Raw genomic sequence first — 13470 nt, forward strand, 5'->3', positions numbered from 1 at the left:
GACATAACTGTAAGCCTCTAGTAGAGGGTTAGGGTTCACCCCTGATCCTCGTTGGTGACAGCTGTCGTCGGCCGCTGGTCTGGCCACGCCGTACGCGGTCGGCCGAAGCCAATCTCGAAGGAAAGGACCGGAGATGACACCTCCGCACAACTACCTGGCGGTCATCAAGGTCGTCGGCATCGGGGGTGGCGGCGTCAACGCCGTCAACCGGATGATCGAGGTTGGGCTCAAGGGCGTCGAGTTCATCGCGATCAACACCGACGCGCAGGCGCTGCTGATGAGCGACGCCGACGTCAAGCTCGACGTCGGCCGGGAGCTGACCCGTGGCCTGGGGGCCGGGGCCAACCCGGACGTCGGGAAGAACGCCGCCGAGGACCACCGCGACGAGATCGAGGAAGTGCTCAAGGGCGCCGACATGGTCTTCGTGACCTGCGGCGAGGGTGGCGGCACCGGCACCGGCGGCGCGCCGGTGGTGGCCAACATCGCCCGCAAGCTCGGCGCGCTCACCATCGGCGTGGTGACCCGGCCGTTCTCCTTCGAGGGCAAGCGGCGCCAGGTGCAGGCGGAGACGGGGATAGACGAACTCCGCAACCAGTGCGACACCCTCATCGTCATCCCGAACGACCGGCTGCTGGCCCTGGGTGACCGCAACATCAGCATGATGGACGCGTTCCGCACGGCCGACCAGGTGCTGCTCTCCGGTGTGCAGGGCATCACCGACCTGATCACCACTCCGGGTCTGATCAACCTGGACTTCGCCGACGTCAAGAGCGTGATGAGCGGCGCCGGCAGCGCGTTGATGGGCATCGGCAGCGCGCGTGGCGAGAACCGCGCGGTGGAGGCGGCCGAGGCGGCCATCTCCAGCCCGCTGCTGGAGCAGAGCATGGACGGCGCGCGGGGCGTGCTGCTGTCCATCGCCGGCGGCTCCGACCTGGGCCTGTTCGAGATCAACGACGCCGCGCAGTTGGTCACCGACGCGGCCCACCCGGACGCCAACATCATCTTCGGTGCGGTCATCGACGACGCGCTCGGCGACGAGGTGCGGGTGACTGTCATCGCGGCGGGCTTCGACGGCGGCACGCCCGCGTACAAGGCGGCCGAGCCGACCCGCAAGACCAACACCAACCAGCCGGCACCGCAGAGCACTCCGGCGCCGACGCCGGTCACCAACCCGGCTCCGGCCCAGTCGCCGCGTCGGGTGCTCTTCGACGACGTGGACGTTCCCGACTTTCTCAAGAACGGGTCCTGAGCACCGCCGATGACCGACAGTTCAGCCGCTGTGGGACCGGATCGGCACGCCGAACTCGCTGCCGGTCTGGCGCAGGTGCGGTCCCGGGTCGACGACGCCTGCGCGCAGGCCGGCCGGGACCGCGCCGAGGTCACGATGATCGCGGTGACGAAGACCTACCCGGCCAGTGACGTGGTGGCGCTGGCCGGGCTCGGGGTGACCGACATGGGGGAGAACCGCGACCAGGAGGCAGCCGGTAAGGCCGCCGAGGTGGCTGCCGCCGGGGTGCGTCCCCGTTGGCACTTCATCGGGCAGTTGCAGCGCAACAAGGCCCGCTCGGTGGTCCGCTACGCCGACGTGGTGCACTCCGTCGACAGTGTCCGGCTGGCCCGGGCGTTGGCCACCGCGACCGCGGACCGGCAGACGCCGCTCGACGCCCTGATCCAGGTGAGCATCGACGGTGACGCGGCCCGGGGCGGGGCTCTGCCCGACTCGGCGGATCCAGGCTCCGGATTGGAGTCGGTGGCCGAGGCGGTGACCGACGCGTCAGGGCTGCGTCTGGTCGGTCTCATGGCTGTCGCTCCGCTGGGGTGGGAGCCGGAGCGGGCGTTCGCACGACTCGCGGAGGTTACCGACGCGTTTCGGGCTGTCCATCCGGGAGCCACCGCGCTGTCCGCAGGTATGAGTGGAGATTTCGAAATCGCGATCCGTTACGGCGCGACACATGTCCGCGTCGGTAGCGCGTTGCTCGGAATGCGTCCCACGCTGCGGTAGCCTGACCGCCAGACAAGCAAATTACATCAGTGTTGTTTCAGGGGCGGCGTCTCCTAGCCGGGGGTCGTGGCGCGCGACGCGAATCGCGCGCCGGGGGATTGCCGTTCCGGTCCGATGGGCATGGTTGTCCACTCGCGACGGGCGACATGGCACGGGGGCGCGTGCCGCACGGCGGACGGAAGGGCGCGGGATGGGTGCACTGCGCAAGGCGGGGGTCTGGCTCGGTCTGGTCGAAGAAGACGACGAGCGGGCCTACGACGACGGTGGCTACGACAAGGGTGGCTACCGCGACTCGCGTTACCGGCAGAGCCGGTACGCCGAGGAGTTCGCCGACGACGACGAGGACGACACCGAGGAGCCGCCGGCTCCCCGGCCGCGCGAGACCGGGCGGGGTCGACTCTCCGAGCGGTCGAGCGGGCGGTTGAGTGAGTCCGAGCGCGGTGACGGTGAGCGGCCGGAACGGGCCGAGCGGTCCAGCGTCCGGTCGATCACCCGGTCGTCGGCGGGTGAGACGTCAGGTGCGCTGACCTACCACACCAGGGACAACCTGGCCCTCGCGCCGCAGGTCACGTCGCGCGAGCGGGCCCTGCCGGAGGAGGAGCAGCGTTACCAGATCACCACGCTGCACCCCACCACCTACCGGGAGGCACGCACCATCGGCGAGCACTTCCGCGACGGGGTTCCGGTGATCATCAATCTCACCGAGATGGATGAGGCCGATGCCCGCCGTCTGGTGGACTTCGCCGCCGGGCTGGCGTTCGGCCTGCGCGGTACGATCGAGCGCGTGACCAATCGGGTGTTCCTGCTCTCACCGGCTAACGTCCAGGTCACCGCTGAGGACAAAGCCAAGATCGCTGAGGGCGGCTTTTTCAGTCTGAGTTGATCCCGCCCGACCCGAGGGACGTCGCTGACCGTGTTGTCGATCTTACTGCAAGTGCTGTACCTGATCCTTTATGTCTTCCTGCTCCTTCTTCTGTCCCGGTTCGTGTTGAGCGCCGTCCTGCAGTACGGCCGTCGCTGGCAGCCGGGGCGTGGAGCATCGGCAGGATTGGAATCCGTGTGGAGCGTCACTGATCCCCCTCTCAACGCGTTGAGGCGTGTGATCCCTCCGCTGCGAATTGGTACCGTGAGCATCGACCTGGCCTCCCTTGTGCTCCTGGTTATCCTGTTCGTGCTGATGGAGTTCGTGTTAGGGCCGTCGATCAGGGCATCTGCCTGATGACCGACGCGCTTTCGCGGCCGCAACTGACCCGAGGAGTTTCGATGCCGCTGACCCCGGCCGACGTCCACAACGTCGCCTTCAAAAAGCCGCCGATCGGCAAACGGGGGTATGACGAGGAGGAGGTCGACGCCTTCCTCGATGAGGTCGAGCGCGAGCTCGCCCGTCTCATCGAGGAAAACAACGAGCTGCGCGCCCAGGTGGAGCGCGGCGGCCGTGGCGGTGCCCCCGCCGGCTCCGGCGGCGACGCCCGACTTGCGGCGGAGCTCAACGACGTCAAGGCCCAACTGGACCGGGTGCAGCGCGACAAGTCGGCGGCCGAGCAGGCTGCCCGCGCGATGCAGGCCGAGCTGGAGCAGGTCCGCTCGACCGGCGGCCCGGCCGGCGGCGTCACCGGTGACGGTGAGCAGCAGGCCCTGCGCGTGCTGATGATGGCCCAGCGCACCGCCGACGACCACGTGTCCGACGCTCGCCGCGAGGCCGACCAGCTGCTCTCCGAGGCCCGCAGCAAGGCCGAGGAGGTGACCCGGGAGGCGCGCGCGAAGGCTGACGCCCTTGAGCGGGACGCCCGCCAGCGGCACCAGGAGGCCATGGGCGGCCTGGACGCCAAGCGCACCGCGCTGCAGAAGCACATCGAAGAGCTCAAGCAGTTCGAGCGTGAGTACCGCACCCGGCTCAAGGCGTACCTGGAGAGCCAGCTGCGTGACCTCGACGGTCGTGGCCAGGGGCTCGAGGCCGAGATGACCCGCTCCGAGGCAGGCCGGGTCGCCGGCGGCAACGGGCTGGCCGCAGCAGGTCTCGCCGGTTCGTACGGCGGCGGCGGGCGCTCCGGCGCCCTCGAAGCCGGACGCTGAGCACCGGCCGGCGATCGCTGTCCGCCAATGGTGACGGTCGCCGGCCCGGCCTGGACGGTTCGACGCGGCGGGGGTGAGCCGTGATAGTCGCAAGTCTCCTGCTCATCCTCGTCGCGGTGGTGCTACTGGTGCTCGGCCTGGCCGGTGGCTCCAGCTTCCTGTTGGTCATCTCCATCGCGGCCAGTCTGCTGGCCGCCGTGGCGTTGGTGGCGGGCGCCCGCCAGGCAGCCGCGAACCGCGCCCTGGCGGATCCGAACCGGACCGACCGGCGGCATCCCGACGCATCCCGCACGGCCAGCCAGGCCACCCCGGGTGTCGCGTACGGGCCGCCGATCGTCGAGCCGGAGGTGCCGGTCCAGCACGTGCCCACGACGTTTGGTACCGGCGGTGGCGGGTGGCGGCAACCACCCGCGCCGCCGGTCGATGAGGCGTCGCCGTTCGACCCGCCGCGCGTCGGGGATGAGCCGCCGTTCGACCCGCGAGTGGGGGACGAGCCGCGCGTCGACGACGAGCCCCCGTTCGAGCCGCGCGTCGACGACGAGCCCCCGTTCGGCCCGCGCGTCGACGACGAGCCCCCGTTCGGCCCGCGCGTCGACGACGAGTCTCCCTTCGTGACCGCGGCGGACGACGGGCCCTCGCGTGCCCGGCCGGTCAGCCCGGCGACGCCGACCGCCTCGTCGACAGACGGCGTGTTCGACCCCGCTGTCGTGGCTGTCGACGAGCCGGCCGCCCAGCAGATCACCGCCGCCGAGGCGGCCCGGGTGGCCCGGCTGCTCGACGCCGTCGAGGTCGTCGACGGCCGCCCCCGCTACCACCTCGACGGCTGCCCCCACCTGATCGGCTGGCAGCCCGAGACGTTGCCGGTCGCCGAGGCCGTGGAACTCGGCTTCACTCCGTGCGCGCACTGCGCCCCGGCGACCGCTCTGCTCGCCGACGCCCGGCCGATCTGAAGCGACGCCGGTGCCCGCGCAGGACACGCTCACCGTGGCGGTACGGGTGAAGCCTGGCGCCTCCCGGGACCGGGTGGGTGGCCGCTTCGACGGCCCGCACGGGCCCGCCCTCGTGATCGCGGTCCACGACCCGGCCGTCGACGGTCGGGCCACCGAGGCTGCCCGTCGGGCGTTGGCCGGCGCGTTGGGCGTCCGACCGGCCACCGTGTCGTTGCGTACCGGCGCGGCAAGCCGGGACAAGCTCTTCCTCGTCGAGCGGCCCGGCCCGGAGTTGCCCGAGGTCCTGCGCCGTCTGCGCGACGGATCCGCCGAGTGAGGACAGCCCAGGCAAGGCAGCCGTGACGCCCGGATTGGATATCGGGCTGCTGCTCGGTGCGGCGGTGCTGTTGGTAGCGGTCGGCGCGGTGCGACTCTCCACCCGGCTCGGCGTGCCCAGCCTCCTGGTCTACCTGGCCCTGGGCGTGGCGATCGGCGAGAGCGGCTTGGGCATCCGGTTCGACGACGTCGAGCTGACCCGGACCCTCGGCTTCTGTGCGCTCATCGTGATCATCGCGGAGGGCGGTCTGACCGCCCGGTGGACGACGCTGCGCCCGGTGCTCGGGCTGGCCTCCGCGCTCTCCACGGTCGGCGTGATCGTCAGCATCGTGGTGGTCGGCGTCGCCGTGCACCTGCTGCTGGGGCTGGACTGGCGGCTGGCGCTGCTCTACGGCGCGGTGCTCTCGTCCACCGACGCGGCGGCCGTCTTCGCCACCCTGCGCCGGCTGCGGTTGCCGCCGCGACTGGTGGCGACACTGGAGGCCGAGTCGGGGATGAACGACGCCCCGGTGGTGCTGCTGGTGGTGCTGCTGTCCCACCGGGGCTTCTCGCACCCGTGGTGGTACGAGGTCGCGTTGGTCTGTTACGAACTGGGCATCGGTGCGGCGGTGGGCGTGGCCGCGGGGGTCGCCGGCACCTGGGCGCTGCGTCGGGCAGCCCTGCCGTCGGCGGGGCTCTATCCGATCGCGGCGGTGGGCATCACAGTGCTGGCGTACGCCGCGGGGGCTGTTCTGCACGCCTCGGGCTTCCTTGCCGTCTATGTGGCCGGGGTGTTGCTGGGCAATGCCCGCCTCTCGCACCGGCAGGCGATTCTCGGGTTCGCGGACGGGCTGGCCTGGCTCGCCCAGATCGGGTTGTTCGTGCTGCTCGGGTTGTTGGCCTCGCCGGGTCGGCTGGACGCGGCGGTGCTGCCCGCCGTGGTCGCCGGGCTGGCGCTGGTGCTGCTGGCCCGGCCGTTGTCGGTAGCCGTCTCGGCGTTGCCGTTCCGGGTCGGTCTTCGAGAACAGGCGTTCCTGTCCTGGGCCGGGCTGCGCGGGGCGGTGCCGATCGTGCTGGCCACCATTCCGCTCTCCGAGCGGGTGCCCGGCGCGGAGCGGCTCTTCGACGTGGTCTTCGTGCTGGTGGTGATCTTCACGCTGGTGCAGACCGGGACGTTGGGGCCGTTCGCCCGCCGGCTGCGGGTCACCGCGCCGGCCGAGGCCGCGGAGATCCATGTGGAGACCGCGCCGCTGGAGCGGATGCGGGCGGACCTGCTCCAGGTGGAGGTGCCTCCCGGCTCACGACTGGCCGGGGTGCACGTCGACGAACTGCGCCTTCCGCTCGGCGCGTCGGTGACCCTGGTGCTGCGTGACGGCGTGGGCTTCGTGCCCGCACCGGACACTCGGCTGAAGACCGGCGACAGTCTGCTGATCGTGGCGACCGCCGGGGTGCGGGACGCGGCGGAACGGCGGTTACGGGCGGTCAGTCGGCGGGGTCGCCTGGCCCGATGGTTTGGTGAGTACGGGGATGAGGTGGACGTTTGATCTGCTAGCGTTCCCTTTGCCCCAGTTGGGCAGGGCTAGGGCCTGTTGAGCGGTACGACGGTGCGCCACGTTGTCGGACGCCTGTACGTTCCGTATTCTTGCCAATCTCCGGAGTGCGCGGCCATCGTCGCCGTGCGCCCCTTTTCGTACATAGGGGACGCCCTGGTTGGCGCCCCCTGACCAGGCGCCGCGGACCGCGCGGTTCCGCCGGCCGAGGGAGCGACCCATGGCGAAGCCAGCCGATACCAGGACCGCCGGACGCAAGCCGGCGGCCAAGCCGGTGGCGAAGGCCACCCGCAGCACGGCGGAGACCGAGAAGATCCGGGCGGCGCTGGCGGCGCGGCGGGACGAGCTTCGTGCCGAGTACGATCAGACGCTGAGTGAGATCACCGAGCTGCAGCGCGATCGGCTGACCGACTCGGCCGGGGACGACCAGGCCGACACGGGCACCAAGACGCTCGAGCGGGAGCAGGAGATCTCTCTCGCCAACAGCATTCTGGAACGGATCACGCAGGTGGAGCGCGCTCTGGAGCGCCTCGACGAGGGTGGTTACGGCTGGTGCGAGCGGTGCGGCAACCCGATCCCGGTCGAGCGCCTCGCCGCCTTCCCGTCGGCCACCCAATGTGTGACGTGCAAGCAGCTGGGGGAGCGGCGCTGAGGTCCGTTCCCCGGCGGCGATGAGACGGTGAGCGATCACCGCCACGACTGTCGATGGGGAGCGCATGACCGCAGTACCGTCCGCCGAACCCGGCCGCACCGACCCGGGCGGCGGCACCCGCCGGCCCCGGGCCGTCGCGATCCTCGCCGGGGTCGCCCTGGTGGCCCTGCTGGCCGACCTGGTCACCAAGCACCTCGCGCTGGCCGCGCTGACCGACCGGGAGCCGGTCCGGCTGCTGGGCGGTGTCGTCTACCTGAGCCTGACCCGCAACAGCGGCGCGGCCTGGAGCATCGGCGCGGACCACACCTGGGTCTTCCCGCTGATCACCATCGGGGTGGTCGGCTGGATCGTCTGGATGGCACTGCGGCTGCGCTCGCTGCCCTGGGCGATCTCCCTCGGCCTGGTGCTCGGTGGCGCGTTGGGAAACCTCGTCGACCGGATCTTCCGGGCACCCTCCCCCTTCCACGGGCACGTGGTCGACATGATCAGCCTGTTCGACCCGTACGGTCAGGTCTGGCCGGTGTTCAACCTGGCTGACAGTTCGCTGGTCTGCGGTGTGCTGCTGGCCGTCGTGTTGGAGCTGACCGGCCGCCAGCGGGACGGTCGGCGGGCGGGCCGCGACGGCGACCCGGCCACCACTGACGCCGCGTCGGGCACCGAGCAGCGGGAGCGGGCATGACCTCCGCGTTCGCCGCCGGCGGCGACCACCGTTCCCTTCCGGTTCCGGACGGCCTCGACGGCATGCGCCTGGACCAGGCCGTGTCCCGGCTGTTCGGGCTCTCCCGCACCGCCGCCGCGGCCCTGATCGACGCCGGGGACGCGCTCGTCGACGGCTCGGCCCGGCCCAACTCGCACAAGGTCAAGGCCGGCTCCTGGCTCGAGGTCACGCTGCCCGCCCCGGTCGCACCGCCGACAGTGGTGCCGCAGGCGGTGCCCGGCCTGCGGGTGGTCTACGCCGACGACGACATCGTCGTGGTCGACAAGCCGGTCGGGGTGGCCGCGCACCCCAGCCCCGGGTGGACCGGGCCGACGGTGATCGGCGCGCTCGCCGCGATCGGGCACCGCATCTCCACGAGCGGCGCCGCCGAACGCCAGGGAGTGGTGCACCGTCTCGACGTGGGCACCACCGGGATCATGGTGGTGGCCAAGAGCGAGCAGGCGTACACGGCGTTGAAGCGGGCCTTCAAGTACCGGGAGGTCGACAAGGGCTACCACGCGGTGGTGCAGGGTCACCTGGACCCGCTGCGGGGCACCGTCGACGCGCCGATCGACAGGCACCCCACCCACGACTACCGGTGGGCGGTGGTGTCCGGCGGCAAGCCGAGCATCACCCACTACGACACCCTGGAGGCGTTCCCGGCGGCGAGTCTCGTGGACGTCCGGCTGGAGACCGGCCGGACCCATCAGATCCGGGTGCACTTCTCCACCCTGCGGCATCCCTGCGTGGGTGACCTCACCTACGGCGCCGACCCCACCCTCTCGGCCCGTCTCGGCCTGGCCCGACAGTGGCTGCACGCCCGCGAACTGAGCTTTGTGCACCCCCGAACGGGGGACGAGGTCCGGTTCGTCAGCGACTACCCTGACGACCTGGACCGTGCGCTTCAGATCCTGCGTGACTGAGCGGCGACCGCCCGACACCGTTCCACAGAGGGGATCCCGCCCGTGCGCGCCGGCAACCTGCTGCGGCAGCTGGACCAGCGGCTGCTGCCGCCGCTGACCCGGGCCGTGGCCCGGCTGGGCGACCGGTCGCCGCGGTCCGGTGTGCTCAGCTGGGCCGCTGTGCTCTCGGCGGCGGCGGTGCTGGGCACCGCGGTCTGGGCCGTCGACGACACCCCGGTCGGCGATCGGACGGTCGGCGAGGTGACCCGGGTCGGCGTGGCCGACGGCGATTCCGTTCCCGGCTATCTGCGGTCCGCCGCGGCCGACCTGGCCGCGCTGCCCGGGGCGGCGCCGGCCGCCGAGGGCGGGACGTACGCGTTGGTCACGCTCGACGCGTACCTGCCACCACAGCGGTTGGCCTCGGTGCTCGGTGACGTGGGGGTCTCGACGGTCTTCGGACGGGTTCCGCTGCCCGGCCGGCAGACCGAGATCGTCAAGATTCCCGCCCTGCGGGTGCCCGACGACGTGGTCGCCGGGATGCGGCAGGTGGCGGCACGCAAGGAGACCGAGGCCGCCGACTACCGGGCCAGGGCAGCCGCTGTCGACGGCGACGGGGTGGGCGAGCGGGAGTTGCGGGAGCGGTACGCCAGCGGCGCCGAGGTGGCCGCCGCCGAGGCGGCCGCGTACCGCACCGGCTGCGCCTGTGTCTACGCGGCGGTGGTCCGCGCGACGCCCGTGGCGCTCCGCGACGTCGCGGCGCAGCCGGACGTGCGGGCCGTCGACCCCGCCCCCGAGGTGTACCGGCTGGACCGCACGGTCTTCACGCCACCCCTGCCCGAGCAGCGCGACGTGGTGCGCCCCCCGGCCGACACCGGGCCGAGCCCGGCACCGGCCGAGACGGAGCGGCCAGCGCCGGCGGTGAGCGCGCCGGCACCCTCGACCCCCGTGGGCGAATCGTCGGAACCCGCACCGGTCGTGACGATTCCGTCACCAGAACATTCTAAGCCGGAGCCCACCGAGTCGACGTCGCCGAGCGTCACGACCTCGCCGGACGCCGCCGTCGCCGAGCAGTCGTCGTCGCCGCCGTCGTCGTGATCTGCGTCGGCTGGTGTGCGCTCTGAGGTGTGGTCCGAATAGGGTTGGGTTCGTAGCCTGTCAGACAGAGATCGATGGCGCTGGGAGGGCGGGCCGTGGAGGGCAGTGAGACCGGCTGGGGCCGGCCGGCCGAACCAGCGCCGCGGTGGCGTGCGTTGTTGGACCGTGCCCGGCTGGGCGGTCGTGGCGCGGAGCAGACCGAGCCGGAGCGGCACGGCGAGGAGCCACCGCCGGACCCGCTGCCACGGCGTGCGGCCCCCAACGGCTACGCCGGGCGGGCACCCGCCATCGGGCATCCGGCCGACCTGTCGTACGGCGCGGAGCCTGGTTACCGGGCCGAGGCGACCTACCGGGTCGACCCCGCGTACCGCGCGGAGCCGGACTACCGCGCGGAGCCCGACTACCGGGCCGAGCCGGCGTACCGGGCCGAGCCGGCGTATCGCACCGAACCGGGTTATCGGGCCGAGCCGGATTACCGCGCGGAGCCGGCGTACCGGACCGAACAGCCGGACTACCGCGCTGAGCCCGGCTACCGGGCCGACCCGGGCTTCCGCGCGGAACCTGACTACCGGGCGGCGCCGGGCTACCCCGCGGAACCTGACTACCGGGCCGCGCCGGGCTACCGCGCGGAGCCGGACTACCGGGCCGAGCCGACGTACCGGGCCGAGCCCGAGCCGCCGGTCCGCGCCCCCGACCCGGTTTCGTCGCGCTACGCATTGTTGGACAACGGCTACCGGCCGGGCGACCCGCCGGTCGAGTCGCGGTACGCGCTGCTGGAGACCGGCTACCAGCCGGAAACCGGCTACCCGGCCGCGCCGCCACCGGTCGTTCCACCGCCCGCGCCGCCGGTCGCACCGCCCGTCCCGCCACCACCCGCCCCGGCGGTCAGCGCGGCGATCGCCGAGCGTGCCTACCCGGCGCGGATCGAGTGGCGGCCACCGGCCGGCGACCCGGAGCAGGAGCGCGCCAACGGGGTGCTCCAGCGGGACCTGGGCACACCACGCGTGTTCGCCTTCGCCAACCCGAAGGGCGGGGTGCACAAGACCACCGCCACGGTGCTCGCCGCGGCCACCGTCGGCAGCGTCCGCGGCAAGGGCGTGCTGGCCTGGGACGACAACGAGCTGCGCGGCACCCTCGGCCTGCGCGCCGGCAGCGCCCGGCACGCCCGGACGATCCGGCACCTGATCAGCGACCTCGCCCAGATCGAGATCCTGGAGGGCGCGACCCTGCTGGACCGGCTGGACGACTACCTGCGGCACGCCTCCGACGGCTCGTACGACGTGCTCGCCGGCGAGGAGAGCCCTCGCTTCGCCCAGCGACTGGACCAGTTCACCGTCCGGCGGGTGCTGGAGCTGCTGCGGCGCACCCACGACGTGGTCTGCGTGGACACCGGCAACAACGTGGAGAGCCCCAACTGGCGCACCGTGATGCAGGCCGCCGACCAGCTGGTGGTGACCACTGTGCCCCGGGAGGACGCGGCGTTCAGCGCGGACTGGATGCTCGACCTGCTGCACGAGGAGGGCATGGGCGAGTTGGCGGACAACGCCATCACCCTCATCTCCTGCCCGACCCCGGGTCGCTCGGCCCTCCAGGACGACCTGGAGCGGCACTTCGCCACCCGTACGCGGGGCGTGGCGGTCGTGCCGTACGACCCGGCTCTGGAGACCGGGTCGTCGATCGAGTACCACCAGCTCCAGCCGGAGACCCGGCAGGCGTGGCTGCGGGCCGCGGCGATGATGGTGGAGCCGTTCGCCCGGTGAGTTGGTCTGCGCCACCGGCGCCCCGGCCCCGTACCGGGCCTGAGAGGATCATCGGGTGAGCCCGGACAACCCCGACAGTGAGCGGCCCGTCGGCGAGCCCGACCAACCCGCGCCACCCCGTACGCCGGATGTGATGCCGCCGGAGGCCGACCTGTCGGCCGGAACGGCGCCGGGCGGGCTGCCCGCCTCCGCGGCGTACCAGAGTTCGCTGGAGCTGCGGTTCGACGAGCCGCGTCGTCCGCTGCGTGCGGTGGCGACGGTGCTGGGGGCCGTGCTCGCGCTCGCCGCGCTGGGTGTCCCACTCGGGTTGCTCTGGGCCGCGCTCGCGCCGGACACTCCGGTGCTCAAGACGGCCGAGGGGGCGATCTACGCCGAGCCGCAACCGGAGCAGCCGATCGCTGCCGACGGCTGGTTCAGCCTGCTCGGGCTCGCCTTCGGGCTGATCGTGGCGCTCGCCCTGTGGTACGTGCTGCGACGGCGACGGGGCCCGGTCGGGTTGCTCGCCGCGGTGCTCGGCACGCTTGTCGCCGCGCCGGTGGCCTGGCAGGTGGGGCGGCGGATCGGCCTGGCCACCTTCGAGCGCCTACTGACCACCGCGCCGGCCGGGGAGGCCTTCAGCAAACCGGCCGACCTGCGCGCCGGTGGGGTGGACTGGCTGCTCGGTGTGCTGCCGGTGCCGCACGGCAACCTTCTGCTGCCGGCGTTCGGGGCGGCGGTCATGTACACCCTGTTGGCCGGCTGGTCGCGGTGGCCGGGGCTACGCCCGGAGCCCGAGCCGGGGGAGTTCAGTTGGGTGTCGGCGGGGACGCCAACTCCGCCAGCGGGACCGGAACCGCCCGCACCTGACGCAGCAGAGCCGCCTCGCGGTTGAGCAACCGCAGCTCGGCGCGGAGCCGGGACGCGGTGTCGTCGATGGCCAGCAGGCGCTGCCGGTCGTCGACGGTGAGCGCCGCGGTGGCCGCCACCAGGTGCGAGAGCACAGTCGGGTCCTCCGGCAGCTGCTCGGAGATCTCCTCCGGGTCGGAGCGGATCAGGCCGAGGTACTGCCGGAACACCGCGATCACCCGGGCGGCCAGCAGATCGGCCACCTCGTCCGTGCCGCCCGGGTCGGGCAGCCATTCGACGTCGGCGGTCAGGTAGGGCTCCGTGCTGTCGTCGACCTCGGCGATCCGGAACCGACGCCGGCCGACAGTGACGATGTCGAACCCGCCGTCGGCCAACTCGGTCACCTGGCGCAGCTCGGCGGTGCAGCCCACCTCGTGCAACGTCACCTTGCCGGCACCGGGCGTCGCCCGGTCGCCGGGACCGGCGGGCGCGACCTCCCAGCCGGACTGGATGGCCACCACGCCGAACTCACGCGGGGCACCCTCGGGCAGGCCGACCAGGTGTCGGACCAGCGCCCGGTAGCGCTCCTCGAAGATGTGCAGCGGCAGCACCAACCCGGGAAAGAGCACCGTTGCGAGCGGAAACACCGGCAGCCGTGCGATCACGTGGT

Annotated in this window: 14 protein-coding genes and 2 pseudogenes; 15 read left to right on the plus strand and 1 reads right to left on the minus strand. The window is 72.3% G+C overall.

Going from position 1 to position 13470, the window contains the following annotated elements; all coding sequences use genetic code 11:
- Positions 1–133 precede the first annotated feature (133 nt).
- The 15 genes and pseudogenes from ftsZ to ABZ406_RS21830 all read left to right on the plus strand — a co-directional run bounded on the left by ftsZ (position 134) and on the right by ABZ406_RS21830 (position 12846).
- A complete protein-coding gene (ftsZ, locus tag ABZ406_RS21760; protein ID WP_357764421.1) occupies positions 134–1249 on the plus strand; it encodes a cell division protein FtsZ in 1116 nt (371 codons plus the stop codon).
- Positions 1250–1258: 9 nt separating this feature from the next.
- The gene (locus ABZ406_RS21765; RefSeq protein ID WP_357764424.1) at positions 1259–2002 is read left to right on the plus strand and encodes a YggS family pyridoxal phosphate-dependent enzyme; all 744 of its coding nucleotides are present in this window, start codon (positions 1259–1261) and stop codon (positions 2000–2002) included.
- A gap of 190 nt (positions 2003–2192) precedes the next feature.
- Complete coding sequence (sepF, locus tag ABZ406_RS21770) at positions 2193–2885, plus strand: cell division protein SepF (RefSeq protein WP_357764426.1); 693 nt, start codon at positions 2193–2195, stop codon at positions 2883–2885.
- A gap of 30 nt (positions 2886–2915) precedes the next feature.
- Positions 2916–3221, plus strand: coding sequence for a YggT family protein (locus tag ABZ406_RS21775; protein WP_030334503.1), 306 nt, complete (start codon positions 2916–2918; stop codon positions 3219–3221).
- A 44-nt stretch (positions 3222–3265) separates the two neighbouring features.
- Positions 3266–4075, plus strand: a complete 810-nt coding sequence (locus tag ABZ406_RS21780; protein ID WP_357764428.1) for a DivIVA domain-containing protein — start codon at positions 3266–3268, stop codon at positions 4073–4075.
- An 80-nt stretch (positions 4076–4155) separates the two neighbouring features.
- Positions 4156–4509, plus strand: a pseudogene (locus ABZ406_RS21785) (hypothetical protein); the annotation flags it as partial.
- Positions 4510–4776: 267 nt separating this feature from the next.
- Positions 4777–5025 (plus strand): annotated as a pseudogene (locus tag ABZ406_RS21790) (hypothetical protein); the annotation flags it as partial.
- 10 nt (positions 5026–5035) lie between these two features.
- The gene (locus ABZ406_RS21795) at positions 5036–5341 is read left to right on the plus strand and encodes a DUF167 domain-containing protein (protein WP_357764430.1); all 306 of its coding nucleotides are present in this window, start codon (positions 5036–5038) and stop codon (positions 5339–5341) included.
- A gap of 22 nt (positions 5342–5363) precedes the next feature.
- Positions 5364–6863, plus strand: coding sequence for a potassium/proton antiporter (locus ABZ406_RS21800; RefSeq protein ID WP_357764433.1), 1500 nt, complete (start codon positions 5364–5366; stop codon positions 6861–6863).
- A 226-nt stretch (positions 6864–7089) separates the two neighbouring features.
- Positions 7090–7521: a TraR/DksA C4-type zinc finger protein gene (locus ABZ406_RS21805; RefSeq protein ID WP_357764436.1), complete on the plus strand. Its 432-nt coding sequence runs from the start codon at positions 7090–7092 to the stop codon at positions 7519–7521.
- Positions 7522–7585: 64 nt separating this feature from the next.
- Positions 7586–8200, plus strand: coding sequence for a signal peptidase II (lspA, locus tag ABZ406_RS21810; RefSeq protein WP_357764438.1), 615 nt, complete (start codon positions 7586–7588; stop codon positions 8198–8200).
- On the plus strand, positions 8197–9141 hold the full coding sequence (locus ABZ406_RS21815; protein WP_357764440.1) for an RluA family pseudouridine synthase: 945 nt from the start codon (positions 8197–8199) through the stop codon (positions 9139–9141). The genes lspA and ABZ406_RS21815 overlap by 4 nt, the downstream gene beginning before the upstream one ends.
- Positions 9142–9183: 42 nt before the next feature.
- Positions 9184–10215 (plus strand): hypothetical protein, encoded by a 1032-nt coding sequence (locus ABZ406_RS21820; RefSeq protein WP_357764442.1) that lies wholly within the window; start codon positions 9184–9186, stop codon positions 10213–10215.
- Positions 10216–10289: 74 nt separating this feature from the next.
- Positions 10290–11975, plus strand: a complete 1686-nt coding sequence (locus ABZ406_RS21825) for an AAA family ATPase (protein WP_357764446.1) — start codon at positions 10290–10292, stop codon at positions 11973–11975.
- 55 nt (positions 11976–12030) lie between these two features.
- Positions 12031–12846, plus strand: coding sequence for a DUF2567 domain-containing protein (locus ABZ406_RS21830; RefSeq protein ID WP_357764449.1), 816 nt, complete (start codon positions 12031–12033; stop codon positions 12844–12846).
- On the opposite strand, the gene ABZ406_RS21835 is transcribed toward ABZ406_RS21830, so the two are convergent.
- Positions 12761–13465 carry an LON peptidase substrate-binding domain-containing protein gene (locus tag ABZ406_RS21835; RefSeq protein ID WP_357764452.1) on the minus strand — a complete coding sequence of 235 codons (705 nt, stop codon included), beginning with the start codon at positions 13463–13465 and terminating at the stop codon, positions 12761–12763. The genes ABZ406_RS21830 and ABZ406_RS21835 overlap by 86 nt on opposite strands.
- Between the last annotated feature and the right edge of the window lie 5 nt (positions 13466–13470).

The sequence above is a fragment of the Micromonospora sp. NPDC005710 genome (assembly GCF_040630995.1).
Lineage (GTDB): Bacteria > Actinomycetota > Actinomycetes > Mycobacteriales > Micromonosporaceae > Micromonospora.